19 protein-coding genes are annotated in these 18769 nt (G+C 71.7%); 9 read left to right on the forward strand and 10 right to left on the reverse strand.

The window, feature by feature from the left end; genetic code table 11:
• Positions 1–76 precede the first annotated feature (76 nt).
• Positions 77–280: a hypothetical protein gene (locus HNR02_RS17675; RefSeq protein ID WP_179774246.1), complete on the forward strand. Its 204-nt coding sequence runs from the start codon at positions 77–79 to the stop codon at positions 278–280.
• On the opposite strand, the gene HNR02_RS17680 is transcribed toward HNR02_RS17675, so the two are convergent.
• Together HNR02_RS17680 and HNR02_RS17685 are read right to left on the reverse strand one after the other, a co-directional pair.
• Positions 281–1171, reverse strand: coding sequence for a 2-hydroxyacid dehydrogenase (locus HNR02_RS17680; protein WP_179774247.1), 891 nt, complete (start codon positions 1169–1171; stop codon positions 281–283).
• Entirely contained in the window at positions 1168–2457 is a 1290-nt protein-coding gene (locus HNR02_RS17685) for an MFS transporter (protein WP_179774248.1), read from the reverse strand. Before HNR02_RS17685 ends, HNR02_RS17680 begins: the two co-directional genes overlap by 4 nt.
• A gap of 95 nt (positions 2458–2552) precedes the next feature.
• Between HNR02_RS17685 and HNR02_RS17690 the strand changes: the two genes are divergently transcribed.
• Together HNR02_RS17690 and HNR02_RS17695 are read left to right on the forward strand one after the other, a co-directional pair.
• Positions 2553–3293 carry an IclR family transcriptional regulator gene (locus HNR02_RS17690; protein ID WP_179774249.1) on the forward strand — a complete coding sequence of 247 codons (741 nt, stop codon included), beginning with the start codon at positions 2553–2555 and terminating at the stop codon, positions 3291–3293.
• A gap of 198 nt (positions 3294–3491) precedes the next feature.
• On the forward strand, positions 3492–5240 hold the full coding sequence (locus HNR02_RS17695; protein ID WP_179774250.1) for a proline--tRNA ligase: 1749 nt from the start codon (positions 3492–3494) through the stop codon (positions 5238–5240).
• 15 nt (positions 5241–5255) lie between these two features.
• Here HNR02_RS17695 and HNR02_RS17700 read toward each other — a convergent pair whose 3' ends face one another.
• Positions 5256–5957 (reverse strand): HAD family hydrolase, encoded by a 702-nt coding sequence (locus HNR02_RS17700; RefSeq protein WP_179774251.1) that lies wholly within the window; start codon positions 5955–5957, stop codon positions 5256–5258.
• A 108-nt stretch (positions 5958–6065) separates the two neighbouring features.
• Between HNR02_RS17700 and HNR02_RS17705 the strand changes: the two genes are divergently transcribed.
• Complete coding sequence (locus HNR02_RS17705; RefSeq protein ID WP_179774252.1) at positions 6066–7115, forward strand: ABC transporter permease; 1050 nt, start codon at positions 6066–6068, stop codon at positions 7113–7115.
• On the opposite strand, the gene HNR02_RS17710 is transcribed toward HNR02_RS17705, so the two are convergent.
• Positions 7096–7506 carry a secondary thiamine-phosphate synthase enzyme YjbQ gene (locus HNR02_RS17710; RefSeq protein ID WP_179774253.1) on the reverse strand — a complete coding sequence of 137 codons (411 nt, stop codon included), beginning with the start codon at positions 7504–7506 and terminating at the stop codon, positions 7096–7098. The genes HNR02_RS17705 and HNR02_RS17710 overlap by 20 nt on opposite strands.
• 89 nt (positions 7507–7595) lie before the next feature.
• Between HNR02_RS17710 and HNR02_RS17715 the strand changes: the two genes are divergently transcribed.
• Positions 7596–8690: an LLM class flavin-dependent oxidoreductase gene (locus HNR02_RS17715; RefSeq protein ID WP_179774254.1), complete on the forward strand. Its 1095-nt coding sequence runs from the start codon at positions 7596–7598 to the stop codon at positions 8688–8690.
• The gene (locus HNR02_RS17720) at positions 8687–10048 is read left to right on the forward strand and encodes an NtaA/DmoA family FMN-dependent monooxygenase (protein ID WP_179774255.1); all 1362 of its coding nucleotides are present in this window, start codon (positions 8687–8689) and stop codon (positions 10046–10048) included. Before HNR02_RS17715 ends, HNR02_RS17720 begins: the two co-directional genes overlap by 4 nt.
• Here HNR02_RS17720 and HNR02_RS35505 read toward each other — a convergent pair.
• Positions 10045–10908 carry a histone-like nucleoid-structuring protein Lsr2 gene (locus HNR02_RS35505; RefSeq protein WP_179774256.1) on the reverse strand — a complete coding sequence of 288 codons (864 nt, stop codon included), beginning with the start codon at positions 10906–10908 and terminating at the stop codon, positions 10045–10047. The genes HNR02_RS17720 and HNR02_RS35505 overlap by 4 nt on opposite strands.
• Positions 10909–10991: 83 nt before the next feature.
• Here HNR02_RS35505 and HNR02_RS17730 point away from each other — a divergent pair, with 83 nt between their 5' ends.
• Complete coding sequence (locus tag HNR02_RS17730) at positions 10992–12386, forward strand: dihydrolipoyl dehydrogenase family protein (RefSeq protein WP_179774257.1); 1395 nt, start codon at positions 10992–10994, stop codon at positions 12384–12386.
• Here HNR02_RS17730 and HNR02_RS17735 read toward each other — a convergent pair.
• On the reverse strand, positions 12383–13732 hold the full coding sequence (locus tag HNR02_RS17735; RefSeq protein ID WP_179774258.1) for a hypothetical protein: 1350 nt from the start codon (positions 13730–13732) through the stop codon (positions 12383–12385). The two genes, HNR02_RS17730 and HNR02_RS17735, sit on opposite strands and share 4 nt — an antisense overlap.
• 310 nt (positions 13733–14042) lie before the next feature.
• On the opposite strand from HNR02_RS17735, the gene HNR02_RS17740 reads away from it, so the two are divergent.
• Both HNR02_RS17740 and HNR02_RS17745 read left to right on the forward strand, forming a co-directional pair.
• Positions 14043–14534, forward strand: a complete 492-nt coding sequence (locus HNR02_RS17740) for a DUF3145 domain-containing protein (protein WP_179774259.1) — start codon at positions 14043–14045, stop codon at positions 14532–14534.
• A gap of 141 nt (positions 14535–14675) precedes the next feature.
• Complete coding sequence (locus HNR02_RS17745; RefSeq protein ID WP_179775979.1) at positions 14676–15260, forward strand: hypothetical protein; 585 nt, start codon at positions 14676–14678, stop codon at positions 15258–15260.
• 51 nt (positions 15261–15311) lie between these two features.
• Here HNR02_RS17745 and HNR02_RS17750 read toward each other — a convergent pair whose 3' ends face one another.
• From HNR02_RS17750 to HNR02_RS17765, 4 genes are all read right to left on the reverse strand, one after another.
• Positions 15312–16559: a beta-ketoacyl-[acyl-carrier-protein] synthase family protein gene (locus tag HNR02_RS17750; RefSeq protein WP_179774260.1), complete on the reverse strand. Its 1248-nt coding sequence runs from the start codon at positions 16557–16559 to the stop codon at positions 15312–15314.
• Positions 16560–16603: 44 nt separating this feature from the next.
• Positions 16604–16849 carry an acyl carrier protein gene (locus HNR02_RS17755; protein ID WP_179774261.1) on the reverse strand — a complete coding sequence of 82 codons (246 nt, stop codon included), beginning with the start codon at positions 16847–16849 and terminating at the stop codon, positions 16604–16606.
• Between the two features lie 62 nt (positions 16850–16911).
• Entirely contained in the window at positions 16912–17889 is a 978-nt protein-coding gene (locus HNR02_RS17760) for a beta-ketoacyl-ACP synthase III (protein ID WP_179774262.1), read from the reverse strand.
• Positions 17886–18746: an ACP S-malonyltransferase gene (locus tag HNR02_RS17765; RefSeq protein WP_218913948.1), complete on the reverse strand. Its 861-nt coding sequence runs from the start codon at positions 18744–18746 to the stop codon at positions 17886–17888. Before HNR02_RS17765 ends, HNR02_RS17760 begins: the two co-directional genes overlap by 4 nt.
• Positions 18747–18769 lie beyond the last annotated feature (23 nt).

Here is an 18769-nt window from a genome sequence, read left to right on the forward strand (position 1 = left end):
GGGACCTCCTCCCACGTTCCGGTGAAGCGCGGTGGTACCAAGGTGCCGCAACGCGAATCTTCGGAAGGTGTCAGACATGGAGTGCCCCACCTGCGCACTGGATCTCGACCACTGCCACGGCACCCTCGTCCTGCACGTGAACTCGCTGGCCGAGTGCACCGAACCGGACTGCGCCGACACCGATCTGGTGCGGCACAGCCTCACGGTCCGGTGCGAGGAGGTCGACGGCGGCTGCGTCTGCACGGCCGACTACGTCGTCGAGTACGCGCAGGCGTCCTGATCAACGCACCACGTTGACCAGCGGTTCGCCACGGATGAAGCGCGCCAGCTGCTCTCCGGCCAGCCGTACCGCCCGCGGGTGGAACGAGTTCGATCCGCCCGCCACGTGCGGCGTGATGATCGCCCCCGGCAGGCGCCACAGCGGGTGTCCCGGCGGCAACGGCTCCGGGTCCACCACGTCGAGGGCGGCCCGCAGGCGGCCGTCCGCGACCTCCTTCGTGAGCGCCGCGGTGTCGATCGCCGTGCCGCGTCCGACGTTCACCACCAGCGCGTCGTTCGGCAGCGCGGCGAGTTCGCGCGCGCCGATCAGACCGCGCGTAGCCGGGTTGTCCGGCAGGACCAGCACGACGATGCTCGCACCGGGCAGCAGGCCGGGCAGCTCGTCGATCCCGTGCACGCCTTCCCGTGCGGTGCTCGCCACGCGCACCACGTCGGCTTCCCCGGCCTCCAGGTACCGCTCGACGGCCCGGCCGATCGAGCCGTAACCGACCAGCAGGACGCGTTCGTCGGCGAGCGAGCGGGTGTGCACGCGGTCCCAGGATCCGGCGCGCTGCTGCCCGATCCAGCGGGGCAGATCGCGTTGCGCGGCCAGGATCAGCGCGAGCGCGTGCTCGGCGACGCTGAGATCGTGCAGGCCGCGTCCGCTGGCCAGCGTGACGCCGTCCGGGATCAGCGGCAGCAGACTGTCCACGCCCGCGGACAGCGACTGCACCGCCTTGAGCGACGGCATCTTCGCGATGAGCCGCGGTGGTTCGGGGCCGCGGTCGTAGGGCAGGACGTAGAACTCGACCGCGGAGACGTCCGGCGGGGTGCCGGTGCCGTCGTAGAACGCGGCCTCCACACCGTCCGGGACGGCGATGTCGGACCAGGGCAGCAGTACTCGGGGTGTCATGGGGTCTTCTTCTCCGGAGGACGGACGGCGAACAGGACGACCGCCGAGGCGGCCATCGTGCCCGCCAGCATCAGGAACGCCGCGGCGTCGGTGCCGGTGGCGGTGCGCAACCAGCCCACCAGATAGGTGCCGAGGAAGCCACCGAGCGCGCCGGCCGCGTTGACCAGCGCCACCGCGACGCTCGCGGTGCGGCGCGGCAGCAGCTCCGGGATCATCGCGAAGAACGGGCCGTACGGCGCGTACATCGCGATGCCGGCGAGCACCAGCAGCGCGAACGACAGCCAGAACGCGTCGTGCCCGGCCAGGTAGGAGCCGTAGAAGGTGACCGCCCCGGCGAGCAGCCAGGGCCACACGTAGCGAATGCGCCGGTTCGCGCGGTCCGAGCCACGCGAGTTGAGCAGCATCGCGACCACGGCGAACGCGTAGGGGACCGCGGACAGCAGCCCGGTCGCGCCGATCCCGGCCGACAAGCCCGCCTTCACGATCGAGGGCAGCCAGAACACGAACCCGTAGACGCCGATGCTCCACAGCAGGTACTGCGCGGACAGGACCAGCACGTCACGGGACCGCAGCGCGTCGAGCAGCGGGTGCCGCGTACCGGTCGGCGGGGCCAGTCCGGCCTGCTCGGCGGCGATCGCGGTGTCCACGGCGTTGCGTTCGGCCGGTGCGAGCCAGGGTGCGTCGGCGGGCCGGTCGCGGACCTGCGCACGGAAGTAGAACGCCCAGATCAGCGCGGGAACGCCCTCGATGATGAACATGCCGCGCCAGCTGGTCGCCTCGATCAGGTAGCCGGACGCCGCGGACAGCCACATGACGGTGACCGGGTTGCCGAGGATGAGGAAGGCGTTGGCGCGACCGCGCTCGGCTTTGGTGAACCAGCGGGCGAGCAGGACCACGAGCGCGGGCAGCACCGCCGCCTCGACCGCGCCGAGCAGGAAGCGGACCACGATCAGCAGCGGAACGGAGCTGAGCAGCCCCTGCAGCGTCGCGAGCGCGCCCCAGGCGAGCACCGACCAGAAGATCAGGTCGCGCACGCTGCGGCGGTCGGCGTAGAGCACACCCGGCACCTGCAGCAGGAAGTACCCGGCGAAGAACGAGGCCGCGATGAGTCCCGATGTCGAACTCGTGATGCCGAGGTCTTCGGACATGCCGCCCGCCGCTGCGATCGAGAAGTTCGAGCGGTCGAGGTAGGCGAGGCTGTAGGTGACGAAGACGATGGGGATCAGGCGCATCCAGCGCTGTCTGCCCAGGGTCGCCGCCGTCCCGGTCACTGGCGGGCTCTCCATCGCGGCCTCCTTGCCGTTCTTTCCGTCATGTGGAAAGATTTTCCGTATCGTGGTCGAGTGTGGAGGGTTCACCGGGAGGCGTCAAGAGGCCGTGGATGGCTGACATGGTGGGCAAGGCTTTGCGGGTGCTGTCCCTGCTCGGGGAGCACCCGGACGGTGTCGGGCTGTCCGAGCTGGCGCGGCGCGCGGGCTACCCGGTGAGCACGACGCACCGGCTGCTGAGTTCCTTGCAGGAGCAGGGTTTCGCGCGCAGCGACCCGGATTCGAAGCGGTACGCGCTGGGGGTGCGGCTGTTCGAGCTGGGGCAGCGGGTGTCGCATGCGCGCGGGTTCGCCGGGGTCGCGTTGCCGGTGCTGCGGGTGCTGACGGAGCAGACCGGCGAACCGACGCTGATGGCGGTGCTCGACGGGCACGAGCAGGTGTACGTGCATTCGGTGCACGGGCCGCGGCAGATCCAGATCCGCGGCGAACCGGGCAGGCGCGGGCCGCTGCACTGCACGTCGATGGGCAAATGCCTGGTGGCGTTCGGGCCGTCGCGGCAGGCGCTGGTGGAGTCGCTGGAGCTGACCGCGCTCGCGCCGCGGACGATCACCTCCCGCGCGGAGTTCGCGCGGGAGATCGACACGGTGCGCGCTCGCGGCTACGCGGTGGCCGACGAGGAGCACGAAACCGGCATCCGGGCGGTCGGGGTGCCCGTGCTGGGACCGGACGGCGTCGCGATCGCCGCGTTGTCGACCGCCGCCCCGGCTTACCGGATCTCCGTGGCCGAACTGGAGTCCTTCGTGCCCGCCCTCCGTGCGGCGGCCCGCGAACTGGGCGCGGTCCTCCCGCGCTGACCCCGCGCGAACGTGGGACTCGCGCGCGGGAACGTGGGACTCGCCGGCGCAGAACTGGTTGTCCTTGTCGTCCTCAGTGCCGAGGGCGCCGCCGACGGTTCCGGGCTCCGCGATAACCGGTTGAAGGTCCAGCCACCCCGTTGACTACCCTGGTCACACCGTGTACCGGCGAACTCGCCCACTTCGAGGAGCACCCCAGTGATCACCAGGATGTCGTCGTTGTTCCTTCGCACCCTGCGTGAGGATCCGGCCGACGCCGAGGTTCCCAGCCACAAGCTCCTGGTGCGGGCGGGCTACGTCCGCCGGGTCGCACCGGGCGGCTACTCGTGGCTGCCGCTGGGCCTGCGGGTGCTGCGCAACATCGAGAACGTCGTGCGCGAGGAGATGGCCGCGATCGGCGGGCAGGAGATCCTGTTCCCCGCGCTGCTGCCGAAGGAGCCCTACGAGGAGACCGGCCGCTGGACCGAGTACGGCGACGGCCTGTTCCGCCTCAAGGACCGCAAGGGCGGCGACTACCTGCTCGGCCCGACGCACGAGGAGCTGTTCGCCCTCACCGTCAAGGGCGAGTACAGCTCGTACAAGGACTTCCCGGTCATCCTGTTCCAGGTCCAGACCAAGTACCGCGACGAGGCGCGTCCCCGCGCCGGAATCCTGCGCGGCCGCGAGTTCGTCATGAAGGACTCCTACTCCTTCGATCTCGACGACGAGGGCCTGGCGCGCTCCTACCAGCTGCACCGCGACGCCTATATCAAGATCTTCGACCGCCTCGGCCTGAAGTACGTGATCGTCGCGGCCACCTCCGGCGCGATGGGCGGTTCGGCGTCCGAGGAGTTCCTCGCCGTCGCCGCGACCGGTGAGGACACCTACGTCCGCAGCACCGGTTCGAACTACGCCGCGAACGTCGAGGCCGTCGTCACCCCGGCGCCGCCCGCGCGGTCCGTCGAGGATCAGCCCGCCGCGCAGGTGCACCACACGCCGGACACGCCGACGATCCAGACGCTGGTCGACTTCCTCAACAACACGGACTCCGGCCGCACCTTCACCGCCGCGGACACGCTCAAGAACGTGATGGTGAAGACCCGTGGGCCGGGCGAGAAGGAGTGGCGGATCCTCGGCATCGGGCTGCCGGGTGACCGCGAGGTCGACGAGAAACGCCTGGAGGCCGCGCTGGAGCCGGCCGAGGTCGCGCTGCTCGACGAGGCCGACTTCGCCGCCAACCCGTTCCTCGTCAAGGGCTACATCGGCCCGAAGGCGTTGCTGGACAACGGGGTTCGCTACCTCGTCGACCCGCGCGTGGTCACCGGCACGGCCTGGGTCACCGGCGCCGACAAAGCCGACCACCACGTCGTCGACCTCGTCGCGGGCCGCGACTTCCAGCCGGACGGCACCATCGAGGCCGCCGAGGTGCGCGAGGGCGACGCGTCCCCGGACGGTCAGGGCACCCTGGTCGCCGCGCGCGGCATCGAGATCGGTCACATCTTCCAGCTGGGCCGCAAGTACACCGACACCTTCGAGGTCGACGCGCTGGGCGCCGACTCGAAGCCGGTCCGCGTCACCATGGGCTCCTACGGCATCGGGGTGTCCCGCCTGGTCGCGGCCATCGCCGAGCAGAGCCACGACGAGCTGGGCCTGGTGTGGCCACGCGAGGTGACGCCGTTCGACGTGCACGTCGTGATCGCGGGCAAGGACGAGTCGATCGCGGCGGGCGCCGAGAAGCTGGCCGCGGACCTCGACGCCGCCGGGGTGAGCGTGCTGCTGGACGACCGCAAGTCCACCCCGGGCGTCAAGTTCGCCGACGCGGAACTGGTCGGCGTGCCGACGATTCTGGTCGTCGGGCGCGGGCTGGCGAAGGGCGTGGTCGAGGTCAAGGACCGCCGCTCGGGTGACCGCGAGGAAATCGCGGTGGACGCGGTGGTCGACCACCTGGTGAAGCTCGTCCGCGGCTGATCAGCCGAACACTGATCAACCGAAAACGGCGGAGAGCACGAGATCCGTGTCGCTGAGGTCGCGCAGCACCACCTGTGCCCCGGCGTCGCGGAGGGCTTCTTCGTCGAAGCGGCCCGTCGCGACGCCGACCGCGACGGCGTCGTGGGCGCGCGCCGCGTCGATGTCGTGTGGCGTGTCGCCGATGACGATCACCGACGTGGGCTCGAACGGGCTGCCGTGTGCGGCGTGCGCGCGGTCCACCGCGAACGCGACCAGGTCCGGCCGGTACGCGGACAGGTTGCCGTAGCCGCCGATCTCGAAATCCAGGTGCGTGTGCAGCCCGAACGCGGACAGCTTGTGCCACGCGACCTCGCGCAGGTTCCCGGTCACGAGTGACTGCAGCGCTCCGCCCGCGGTCGCCACGCCCGCCAGTGCCGCCGCGGCGCCGGGCAACGCCAGTCCCCGCTTGCCGAGTTCCGGCAGCGCCGTCTCCGACACCGCGGTCAGCGCTGTCCACATCCGCTGGATCAGTTCCTCGGTCGGCTCGATCCCGTGCAGCGTCAGCACTTCCGCGGTGATCGCGCGCTCGGTGCGGCCGAAGAAGTCCGGCATCTCCGTCATCGCCAGACCGGTCACCTCGGCGAGCACCTGCCGGTACCAGCCGCGGCCCGCGCCGCGCAGGTCGATCAGTGTCTGGTCGATGTCCCACAGCACCAGCCGGTGCGCGCTGTCCGTCACGTCCGCGACGCTACCAAGACCATTATTCATCAATCGTTGACTTCGAGCGCCGCGCGGCGCTACCGTGACCCCTGAATTCAACATTGGAAGAATTTCTGGGAGGCCCCCATGTCCGGCGCGACATCCCCACGACTGCCGGTAGCCGGGCTCGCCGCGCTGGCCGGCGCGCTGATCGCGGTGGTGCTCGGACTGCTCACCGTCGGTGTCCAGGCGTCGGTCGAGCCGGACGGGCTGCCCGTCGCGGTCACGGTGCCCGGCAACGCCCCGCCCCAGCTGCGGTCCGTCGCCGAGCAGGTGTCCGGCCAGGGCGGCGAGGCGTTGAGTTGGCAGGTCACCTCACCCGGGGAAGCCAGACGGCTCCTGGCGGACAAGGACGTCTACGGCGTACTGGAACTCGCGCCGGGACGGGTCGGTGTCGTCGTGTCGGGCGCGATCAACCCGAGCGGAACCCAGATCGTGCAGCAGGCCCTGACCGGGGCCGGGCAGGCGGTCGCGACCGCGATGGCCCGGGCGAGTGGCACCCCCGCCGCACCGGTGGGCGTGGAGACACTCCACCCGGCGAGCCCCGCCGGGCGCACCGCACCGCTCGCGATGAGCATCATCGCGTGGATCGGCAGCCTGGCCGCCGGTGCGCTGCTGGTACTGCTCGCCGGGCGCACCGGCCGACGGCTCGGCGCGGCGGCCCGCCTCGCGCAGGTGGCCGCGACCGCGGTGCTGATGACCGCCGTCGCGGCGGGGTTCGTGGCGCTGTGGGAGTCGTCGCTGCCGCTGGGCTGGGACGTGCTCGGCTACCTGATGCTGATCGTGGCGGCGTTCGCCTCGGTGCAGGCCGCGTTGCTGCGGCTGATGGGCATCCGGGCGATGGCGATCCTCGCACCGCTGTACCTGCTCGCCCCCGCCGTGGCCGGGCAGGTACCGGAGTTGCTGAACCCGGCCTACCGGACGCTGCTCTGGTCGTGGACGCCGTTCCGGTTCTCCACCGAGGGCATGCGCAGCCTGCTGCAGGGCACACCGGGCGCACCGGACGTGACCACCGGTCTGTGGGTGCTGAGCGCGATGCTCGTGGCGGGCCTGGTGGTGCTGCTCTGGCCGGGCCGCCGTCAGCGGCCTGCCGCGGTACCCCCCCCGCGCCGGAGCTTCAGCCGGCCAGGTAGCTGAAGCGGACGTGCCGGACCGGGTTGTCGATGTTGGTGTCCACCAGGCAGACCGACTGCCAGGTGCCCAGCGCCGGTGCCCCGTCCAGCACCGGCACGCTCGCGTACGGCGGGACCAGCCCCGGCAGCACGTGGTCGCGTCCGTGGCCCTTGCTGCCGTGCTGGTGCCGCCACCGGTCGTCCCGCGGCAGCAGCTCGTCCAGCGCCGTGAGCAGGTCGTCGTCGCTGCCCGCGCCGGTCTCCAGGATCGCCAGGCCCGCCGTGGCGTGCGGCACGAAGACGTGCAGCAGCCCGTCGGCCGCCTCCGCCTCGGCCAGGAACTCCTGGATCTGGCTGGTCAGGTCGTGCACGACGGCGCGGCCGCCGGTCTTCACCTCGATCTCCGTGGAGTACATGCGTCCACCGTAAGCGTCCCAACGGGTGGTACGCGAAATAGCGCGCGCCACCCGGTCGCTGGAGAAGGTGGAGCCGAAAGGAGCGAGGCATGGTTCATCTCGCGGTGGCACTCGACGGCGCGGGCTGGCACCCGGCGGCGTGGCGGGAGCCCGATGCGCGTCCGGACGAGCTGTTCCACCCCCGGTACTGGGGCGACCTGGCAACGGAAGCCGAACGCGGCCTGCTGGACTTCGTGACGATCGAGGACTCGTTCGGGCCGGGGCCCGACCGCACCGACCGGGTGCGGGGGCGGCTGGACGCGGTGCTGATCGCCTCCCGCGTCGCGCCCCTGACCCGGCACCTCGGGTTCGTGCCCACGGCGATCGCCACGCACACCGAGCCGTTCCACCTGTCCAAGGCGATCGCCACCCTCGACTACGTGTCGCAGGGCCGCGCCGGGGTGCGGGTCCGCATCGCGAGCGACCCCGCGGACGCGCGGCACTTCGGCCGCCGCGAGTTCCCCGTCCCGCTGCCCGACCTGGCCGAGGAGGCGGGCGACTGGGTCGAGGTCGTGCGGCGCCTGTGGGACAGCTGGGAGGACGACGCCGAGATCCGCGACGCCGCCACCGGCCGGTTCGTCGACCGCGACAAGCTGCACTACATCGACTTCACGGGGCGGTTCTTCGGCGTCAAGGGCCCGTCGATCACCCCGCGCCCGCCGCAGGGCCAGCCCCCGGTCGCGGTGCTTTCGCACGTGCCCGAGATCCACCGGCTCGCCGCCCGCGCGGCCGATCTGGTGTTCCTCACCCCGCACGACACCGGTCAGGCGGGCGCGCTCGCCAGGGAACTCGGTGATCTGCTCGTGTTCGCCGATGTCGAGGTCGTCCTCGACGAGACCGAGCAGGCCGCCCGCGACCGCCGGGCCCGCCTGGACGACCTCGCCGAGCATAGCTCGGACGCGCTGGTCTTCACCGGGACACCGGCGCAGCTGGCCGATCACCTGCTCGCCTGGCGCGACGCGGGCCTGTCCGGCTTCCGGCTGCGGCCCGCCGCGCTGCCGCACGACCTGACCGCGATCACCCGTGCCCTCGTGCCGGAACTGCAACAGCGCGGCGCGTTCCGCCGTGAGTACGAGTCCACCACGCTGCGGGGCCTGCTCGGCCTCGACCGTCCCGTGAGCCGTTACGCAGGAGCGACGCGATGAAGCAGATCCACCTCGCCGCGCACTTCCCCGGCGTCAACAACACCACCGTCTGGAGCGACCCGCGGGCGGGCAGCCACATCGAGTTCTCCTCGTTCGTGCACCTGGCACGGACCGCGGAGCGCGCCAAGTTCGATTTCTTCTTCCTCGCCGAGGGCCTGCGGCTGCGCGAGCACGCTGGCCGGATCTACGACCTCGACGTGGTCGGCCGTCCGGACACGTTCACCGTGCTGGCCGCGCTCGCCGCCGTCACCGGCCGCCTGGGCCTCACCGGCACCATCAACTCGACCTTCAACGAGCCCTACGAGGTGGCCCGCCAGTTCGCGAGCCTCGACCACCTGTCCGAGGGTCGCGCCGGGTGGAACGTGGTGACCTCGTGGGACGCCTTCACCGGGGAGAACTTCCGCCGCGGCGGCTACCTGCCCGAGGACCAGCGCTACCAGCGGGCGAAACTGTTCCTGCAGGCGGCTTCCGAGCTGTTCGATTCCTGGGACGGCGGCGCTGTGGTGGCGGACAAGCCGTCGGGAACGTTCCTGCGCGATGCACGGGCGGGCGCCTTCGAGCACCACGACGCGCAGTTCGACATCGCGGGCCGCTTCACCGTGCCGCGCTCGCCGCAGGGCAGGCCGGTGATCCTGCAAGCCGGTGACTCCGAGGAGGGCCGTGAGTTCGCCGCCGCCACCGCGGACGCGATCTTCACCCGACACGGCACGCTCGACGCGGGGCGCAAGTTCTACGCCGACGTGAAGCGGCGCCTGCCCGCCTACGGCCGCGAGCCGCACCAGCTGCTGGTCCTGCCCGCGGCGACGTTCGTGCTCGGCGACACCGACGCCGAGGCCGAGGAACTGGCCGGAATCGTGCGCTACCAGCAGGTCAGCGGGCAGACGGCGATCAAGTTCCTGGAACAGGTGTGGAACCGGGACCTGTCGGGCTTCGACCCGGAGGGCCCGCTGCCCGACGTCGAGCCGGTGACCGGGACCCAGCTCGCGAAGGGCCGCGCGCAGACCCGCATGTACCGCGACCCGGTGGAGACCGTGCGGCAGTGGCGGGAACTGGCCGAGGCGAAGAACCTCTCGATCCGTGACCTGGTGGTCGAGGTCAGCGGACGGCAGACCTTCGTCGGCTCGCCGTCGTCAGTCGCCGAGGCGATCAACACCTACGTGCAGGAGGACGCGAGCGACGGGTTCATCCTCGTCCCGCACATCACGCCGGGCGGGCTCGACGAGTTCGCCGACAAGGTGGTGCCGCTGCTGCAGGACCGGGGCGTCTTCCGGACCGAGTACAGCGGCACCACCCTGCGCGACCACCTCGGGATCGACCGATCCGCGGATGTGGCGGCGGCGGAACGGAAAGCGCGCTAGTTCCCGGCCGCGGAGAACACCACCGGCGGCGCCTTGCGCACCGATTTGCGGGGCGCCTTCTCCGCCGGGGCGGCCTTCCTCGCGGCCGGTTTGCCGGTGGGCTCGTCAGCCGCGGACTTGGCGCGCGACGGCTTCGACGCGGGCTTGGTGGTCTTGCTCGAGGGTTTGGCGCCGGTGGTCCCGGCCGCCGTGGTGCCCGCGGCTTTGGTGGCACCGGATTTGGCGGCGGCCTTGGCGGAACCGGACTTCGCGGCGCCGGAGGCAGCCCGCTTGGCGGGGCCGGCCTTCACTGCGCCGGACTTGGTCGCGGCGGACTTGCCGGTCCGGGCCTTGGCGGCGGTCTTGGTCGTGCCGGCCTTGGTGGCGGCCGCCGACTTCGCGGGCTTGCCGGAGGTCCGCTTCGCGGGCGCCGGCTTCGCCGTGGCCCTGGCGGCCGCGGCGGGCTTGGCCACCTTCCCGGCCGCGCCGGATTTGGCGGTCTTGGCCGTGCCGGTGGCCTTCGCCGTGGCCTTCGCCCGGGTGGTCTTCCCGCCCGCCGCGGGCTTCGCGGCGGTGGTGGCCCTGGCCGCCGTGCCCTTGGCCCCGGCCGACTTCGCCTTGCCCGCCGCCGGTTTCGCCGTCGCGGTGGCGGAAGGGCGGCGTGTCCGCTTCGGCGGGGTGAGGCGCCGCGGCGGGCGCTTGCGGCCACCGGTGCGGCGGCCCGCCCCGGCGTAGGTACCCAGCAGCTCCCGCAGGCCGTCCGCGTTGGAGTCGGAGAGGTCGATGTCGTACTCGACGCCGTCCAGGCCGAACCGCACCGTCTCCGCGGCCGGCTCGCCGTTCAGGTCGTCCAGTAGTTGCACCGCGGTGTTCTTCGCCACCGATAACCTCCAGTACCTCAGATTTGCCGCCGAGAATACCTGTCCCACTTGCGCGGGGCGCCGGGCTGGTGTGCGCTGTGCGCATGTCCGAAGAGACTTTTGACGTCATCGTGATCGGTGGCGGACCGGTGGGGGAGAACGCGGCGGACCGGGCCGTCCGGGGAGGTCTGTCCGCGGCGCTGGTGGAGCAGGAACTGTTCGGCGGCGAGTGCTCCTACTGGGCCTGCGTGCCGAGCAAAGCCTTGCTGCGACCGGGAAACGCGCTCGCCGCGGCCCGGCGGCTGCCCGGTGTCCCGGTGGGGGATGCCCTCGACCCGAAGGCGGTGTTCGAGCGACGTGACGCGTTCACTGGCAAGGGTGACGACAGCGGCCAGGTCGAGTGGGCACGGGGTGCGGGCATCGAGACCGTCCGCGGTCGCGGTCGCATCACGGGTGAGCGCGAGATCACTGTGGACGGCGGCCGGGTGCTGCGCGCGCGGCACGCGGTCGTGGTCTGTACCGGCAGCGTGCCGAAGACGCCGCCGATCCCGGGGCTGGACGAGGTGCCGGTCTGGGGATCGCGCGAGGCCACGTCGAGCAGCACCGTGCCGGGACGGCTGGCGATCGTCGGCGGCGGTGTGGTCGGGGTCGAGATGGCGCAGACCTACGCCCGGCTCGGTGCGCGGGTCGACCTGATCCTCACCGGCCCGCGACCGCTGCCGCGGTACCCGGACTTCGCCGGTGACGCCGTCGCCGAGGGGCTGCGGGCCGACGGGGTGCGGCTGCACGCCGGTTCGGGTCTCGAACGTGCCTCCGAAGTGGACGGAGCGGCCCGGCTGGAGCTGCGTGGCGGCGAGGTCGTCACAGCGGACAAGGTGCTGGTCGCGACCGGGCGGCGGCCCGCGACCGACGACATCGGCCTGGAGGTCGTCGGGCTCGCCCCCGGCAAGCCGCTCACCGTGGACGACAGTGGTCTGGTGTCCGAAGTGGACGGCGAATGGCTGTACGCGGCGGGCGACGTCACCGGCCGCGCGCTGCTGACGCACCAGGGCAAGTACGCGGCACGCGTGGTGGGCGACGTGATCGCCGCCCGCGCGGGCGGCACACCCGTCGACACCCGGCCGTGGGGCAAGCACAGCAGCACCGCCGACCACGTCGCGGTGCCGCAGGTCGTGTTCACCGACCCGGAGGTCGCCTCGGTCGGGCTGACCGAACCCGAGCAGGGCGCGCCGCACCGCGTCGTCGACATCGACATCGCCGTCGCGGGGTCGTCGCTGCACGCGGACGGGTACCGGGGCAAGGCCAGGATGATCGTCGACACCGACCGGGAGGTGCTGGTCGGCGTCACGTTCGTCGGCCAGGACATCGCGGAGCTGCTGCACTCGGCGACGATCGCCGTCGTGGGCGAGGTGCACCTCGGGCGCCTGTGGCACGCGGTCCCGTCGTTCCCGACGATCAGCGAGGTGTGGCTGCGCCTGCTGGAGGAGTACGGACTCTAGGAAATCCGCACACCCAGCGCGGCGCCCGCGGCGCGGAGCAGGGTGGGGTCGTCCGGCGCGGAGGGGCCGTCGAGGTGGGCGGCCAGGACGAGCCGCACGGCCGCGCCCGAGATCGCGCTCTGGTAGGCGGCCCCGTCGACGTCCGGTTCGCGCGGCCACTGGTGGGTTTCGGTCGCGAGATCGCTGATCCCGCCGCTGCCGGGGGTGTCGGCGAGCTGCTTGAACGCGGTGGCCTGCTCGTCGCTGGCGAAGGTCAGGACCGCGACCGACACGGCGACGGGACGGCCGTCCACCGTCGCCTCGAAGCTGCCGCGTTCCATTCCGGCGCAGCCGGTGACCTGGAGTTGTGCCTGCAGGTCACCGTAGGCGCGGGCCGCGCAGGTGCGTTCGGAGCCGGACGCGCGCTTGGTGAACTGGACCCCCGCCACGGCCTGCGGCACGGGCGTGGCCGCGGTGGTGGTCGGCGGCGCGGAGACCGATTCGTCGTCCCCGCCGCCGACCGACAGCACCACCACGGCGACGATCAGCACGAACACCACGGCGATCGCCGTGACCGGGCGCCAGGGGATGGACGTCGACGCCGGAACCGGCGCGGCCAGGGCGGGTGCGGCCGCCGAGATCCTGGGGACCGGCATGGTCATCTCGGCGGGCGGCACGATCGGCGGCACCGTGACCGGTGTGGCCGGGCGGTGCCTGCGCGGCCGTGGTTTCACCGGCGGGAGCTTCACCGTTGCCGACTCCTCGGTGGCGGTGAACCCTTCCGCGGCCAGCAGGTCGCCGGTGAGGTGCGCGTCCGGGGCGAGCATGCCGATCAGCGCGTGTGCCTGGGCCGGGCTGCACGGCCACGGAGCGGGCGTCAGCGAGGCGATCGCCGCGAGGAGGTTGTTCTGCGTCGGGAACAGGACGCGGACGTGACCGGCGAGGTCGGCCGGTGGCTGCTCGATCTCCTCGACGAACGGGCCGACGGCGATGACCGTGGCGATCGGCAGGTGCTCGGGCACGTCCGGGCGCAGCCGTTCGGTGACGGCCTCGGCCAGGGCGAGGGCTTCGGTCGCGGGGTTGACGGTGGTTCCGTCGGCGACGAGCGGCCAGCCGTCCGCCTTCCACTGCCCGGTCAGGGGCGCTTCGAGCCGGATCGCCGGGTCGGGCAGGTCGACGCCGATGACGACCAGGACGAGCTTCGGCAGCACGACGACCGCCTCGACCGGCGGACGGCCCGGTAGGGGACGGGCACCGGCGAGCGCGACACCGCCCGCGAACTCGTCCCCGCGACCCAGTGCGGCCAGCGCGGCCCGCACGTCCTCGGCCACGCGCGAGGGCTGTGGTTCCAGCCGGATCAGCCGCACCCCGCACCTTCCCAGTCGTGTCCGCGTTGCGGCCATACGCTAGCGTGCCGCCCCTCCATCGTGTGAAAATCTCCCGCGATTCGTGTGCACGCGGTGATCGATCGTGATCACCACCACGCGTCGGCATGACCTCGTCGGGCCTGCCGGGTCAAGGGAACGCGCCGATCACCGGTGAAACTTCTGAGGTTCCTGTGGCGAAACAGCACGGTCGGGGTGCACAATGTGGTCACGTCATGGAGGCGCACGGCAGGGACCGGTGCTCGCGAGGTCGTAGGGGAAGACGCCCCTCGTCGAGTAGCGGAGGTCAGCAGTGAGCACCCGTGGCGTGGTTTACGTCCACTCGTCGCCGTCTGCGGTGTGCCCGCACGTCGAGTGGGCGATTTCGGGCACCCTGGGTACCCGAGTGGATCTGAAGTGGACGGCGCAACCCGCCGCCCCGGGGCAGCTCCGCGCCGAGTGCACGTGGAGCGCGCCCGCCGGAACCGGCGCCAAGCTGGCGGCCGGTCTGAAGGCGTGGCCGATGCTGCGCTTCGAGGTGACCGAAGAGCCGAGCACCGGCGTCGACGGCGAACGGTACTGCTACGTGCCCGGACTGGGCCTCTGGCACGGCCGCACGAGCGCCAACGGAGACATCGTCGTGGGCGAGGACCAGCTGCGCACGCTCGTCGCCACGTGCCGCGCGGGGGAGCAGCTGGCGCACAAGCTGGACGAACTGCTGGCCGCCAGCTGGGACGAGGCACTGGAACCGTTCCGGCACGCGGGCGATGGCGCGCCGGTGACGTGGCTGCACCGGGTGGGCTGAGCTCGCGCCGGGGCGCGGTGCCGGAACCCGTCGCCGCTCTGGCGCGGCCCCCGGAGCGCTCCCGCCGAGCACCCGGCCCGCCCGCGTGGACCGCCCCGGGCGAGCCGTAACGATCACTACTACGCTGCCGATGTGACAGCCATGTCGCCGCCTCCCGTGGTCCGGCCGCGATGGCTCGCGCCGGTCGTCATCGTGGTGGTGTCGATCATGGTCGGTGGCGGGCTGCTCGCCCGTGAGCTCTACCGGCTGCCCGAATCCGCGCCGGACGCGATTCTGGCGCAGTCCGCCGCGCCGCGTCCGATCGAGCAGCAGCCAGGTCCGGGCACGGTCGAGTTGACGCCGGACGCCGCGGCACACCCGCAGAACACCGCGGTCCGCGCGGTGATGCAGGCATACTTCGATTCCATCAACAACCGCGACTACGACCTCTGGAAAACCGCCGTCACCCGCGAGCGCCAGCAGGCCAAGCCGGAAAGCACCTGGCTCAAGGACTACGACAGCACCCGCGACGGCAGCATCCTCGTCTACCGGATCGACGCCGTCCCGGACAAGCAGCTGCGGGTCCTCGTCGGCTTCACCAGCACCCAGGACCCGGCGGACGCGCCGCCCGAACTGCCCGAAGCCTGCGTGCACTGGCGACTCGTCCTGCCGCTGACCCTCGAATCCTCGGCGTGGAAGGTCGACGCCGCCAGCGGGTCCACCACCCCCGAACTGTCCCGCTGCTGACCACAAAAAAAGAACCCCGGCCGGAGCCGGGGTCCGTCACGAGAAATCAACTCACGCGGCGGTGAACAGCAGCGCGGTGTTGTGCCCGCCGAAACCGAACGAGTTGCTCAGCGCCGCGGTCAGCTCCACCTTGCGCGGCTCACCGGCCACCACGTCGAGCCCGACCTTCGGGTCGAGGTTCTCCAGGTTCAGCGTCGGCGGCACCAGCCCGTGGTGGATCGCGAGCAGCGTCAGGATGCCCTCGACCGCCCCCGCCCCACCGACGAGGTGACCCATGGCCGACTTCGGCGCGGTCACCACCGGGTGCTCACCCACGGCCTTGCGGATCGCCGCGGCCTCGCCGATGTCGCCGACGACCGTCGACGTTGCGTGCGCGTTGACGTGCCCGACGTCGGCCGACGTCAGGCCCGCCATCGTCATCGCGTTGGCCATCGCGGCGATCTGCCCGATGCCCTCCGGGTGGTTGCCGGTGATGTGGTGCGCGTCCGAGGTGATGCCGTAACCGGCCAGACGACCGTAGATCCTGGCGCCGCGGGCCTTCGCCCGGTCGGCCCGCTCCAGCACGACCACGCCCGAGCCCTCACCGAGCACGAACCCGTCGCGGTCGGCGTCGAACGGCCGCGACGCGCGCTCCGGCTCGTCGTTGCGCGTCGACACCGTCCGGGCCTGCGCGAACCCGGCCACGGTGATCGGGTGGATGCACGATTCGGCACCACCCGCCACCACGACGTCGGCCCGGCCGTTCTGGATCATCTGGTAGCCGTTGGCGATGCCCTCGGCACCGGAGGCACACGCCGAAGCAGGCGAGTGCACCCCGGCCCTGGCCTTGAGGTCGATGCCCACGTGCGCGGCGGGACCGTTCGGCATGAGCATCGGCACGGTCAGCGGCGACACCTTCCGGATGCCGTGCTCCTCGAGCAGATCGTCCATCGCCAGCAGCGTCAGCGGCCCGCCGATGCCGGTGCCGATGGACACGCCGAGCCGTTCCGGATCGACGTCGGTGTGCTCGTCGCTGGGCTGCTCGAAACCGGCGTCCGCCCACGCCTGCCGGGCGGCGATGAGCGCGATCTGCTCACACCGGTCCAGCCTGCGTGCCTGCACGCGCGGCAGCACCTCCGCCGGATCCTCGGCGAGCGTGGCGCCGATCTTGACCGGCAGGTCGAACTTCTCGACCCAGTCGGCCTCGATCCGCCGGATGCCGCTGCGACCGGCGAGAATGCCCTCCCACGTGGACGCGACGTCCCCGCCGAGAGGCGTCGTCGCGCCGATCCCGGTGATCACGACGTCGATGTTGCTCATGAGGAGTCTCCCCGAGGTTCAGACGAAGGTGTTCGGGCTTCTGCTTACTTGGCGTTGGCCGCGACGTAGTCCACGGCGTCGCCGACGGTCTTGAGGTTGGCCAGCTCGTCGTCCGGGATCTTGACCCCGAACTTGTCCTCGGCCTGCACGGCGATCTCCACCATCGACAGCGAGTCGATGTCCAGGTCGTCGACGAAGGACTTCTCCGAGCTCACGTCGTCCTGCGCGACACCCGCGACCTCCTCGACGATCTCCGCGAGGCCGCTGAGGATCTCCTGCTTGTCCGCCACGATGGTTGTTCCCTTCTGGTGGTTGGTACCGGCAGGCTCCGCGCCTGCCGGCGATAGTGGTATCACGGGCAGATGACGACCTGTCCGGCGTAGGACAGGCCCGCGCCGAATCCGACCATCAGCACCACGTCACCGGAGTTGACGGTGCCCGCTTTCCGCATGTGGTCCAGCGCCATCGGGATGGACGCCGACGAGGTGTTGCCGGAGAACACGATGTCGTCGGCGACGACGAGGTCTTCCCTGGCGCCCTTGGCCTTGAGGCGCTTGGCGATCGCGTCCACGATGCGCAGGTTGGCCTGATGCGGGATGAGCACGTCGATGTCCGACAGCTCCAGCCCGGCCAGTTCGACCGCCTGCATCGCGATCGGCGCGATCCGCGTGGTCGCCCACCGGAAGACCGACTGGCCCTCCTGGTAGATGAACTTGTGGTCGCGCATGTAGATCGTGTCGGCCAGATCGCCCGCGCTGCCCCACGCGACGGGGCCGATCCCGGGTTCCGCGGACGGGCCGACCACCGCCGCGCCCGCGCCGTCGGCGAAGATGATCGCGTTCGCCCGGTCCACCGGGTCGACCACGTCGGTCAGCTTCTCCGCGCCGATCACCAGCACCTTGCCCGCCGAACCGGAGCGGATCAGGTCGGAGGCGACGCCGAGGCCGTAGCAGAACCCGGCGCATGCCGCGTTGATGTCGAACGCGCCAGCCGCCTTCACGCCGATCCGGTCGGCGACCTGGCCCGCCGCGTTCGGGATGGGCGAGGGCATCGTGCAGTTCGGCACGACCACGGTGTCCACTTCGGTCGGATCGAGGCCGGCGTCGGCCAGCGCCGCGGTGCCCGCCTTGACGGCCATGTCGACCAGCAGCTCGTCCTTCTCGGCGAAGCGGCGCTCGACGATGCCGACCCGCTCGCGGATCCACTGGTCGTTGGTGTCCATGATCTGGGACAGATCGTCGTTGGTGACCACGCGGTCCGGCTGGTAGCTGCCGACGCCCAGCACTCGCGTGGCAGCCGGACCCTGCTTCTGGCGCAACACCTTGGTCACAGGATCTCCTTCGCGGCAGGCAGGTCTGCGGGGGTCTTGAGCGCGACGGTCCGGGTGACGGAGCCCTTGAGCTGGCGCTTGACCAGACCGGTGAGCGTGCCCGCCGGCGGCAGTTCAACCGTTTCGGTGACGCCGAGCGCCACGAGCCCGTCCATCGTCAGATCCCAGCGGACGGGGCTGGTGACCTGCCGGACCAGCCGCTCCAGGTACTCGGTGCCGCTGGTGACGACCGCGCCGTCGGCGTTGGACAGCAGCGGGCGCACCGGGTCCTTCGGCGTGATCGACGCGGCGTGCGCGCGCAGGGCCTCCTCGGCGGGGGCCATGTAGCGGGTGTGGAAGGCGCCCGCGACCTTCAGTGCCCGGACCTTCGTGCCTTCCAGCGGTTCGGCCACGATGCGCTCGATGGCGTCCTTCGCGCCGGAGGCGACGATCTGGCCCGCACCGTTGCGGTTGGCCGCGGTCAGGCCCTGGCCCTCCAGCCACGAGACCACGTCGTCCGGGTCGCCCAGCATCACCGCGGCCATGCTGGTCGGCTCGATCGCGCACGCCTTCGCCATCTCGGCGCCGCGCACCGCGGCCAGCGCCACGGCGTCCTCGGGGGTGAGCACCCCGGCCGCCGCGGCGGCTGCCAGCTCACCGACGGAGTGCCCGGCGACCGGCGTGTCCGCGGGCAGATCGCCGAGTTCGTCGAAGGCCAGCAGCGAGAGCGCGACGATCAGCGGTTGCGTGATCGCGGTGTCCTGGATGGTCTCGGCGTCGGCCTCGGTCCCGAGATGGACCAGGTCGAGCCCGGTGCGCTCGGACCAGCGCGCGAGCTTGTCGCGGGTGCCGTCGAGTTCGAGCCACGGGGAGAACATGCCGGGCGCTTGGGAGCCCTGTC

The organism is Amycolatopsis endophytica (assembly GCF_013410405.1).
GTDB classification, from domain to species: Bacteria; Actinomycetota; Actinomycetes; order Mycobacteriales; family Pseudonocardiaceae; genus Amycolatopsis_E; species Amycolatopsis_E endophytica.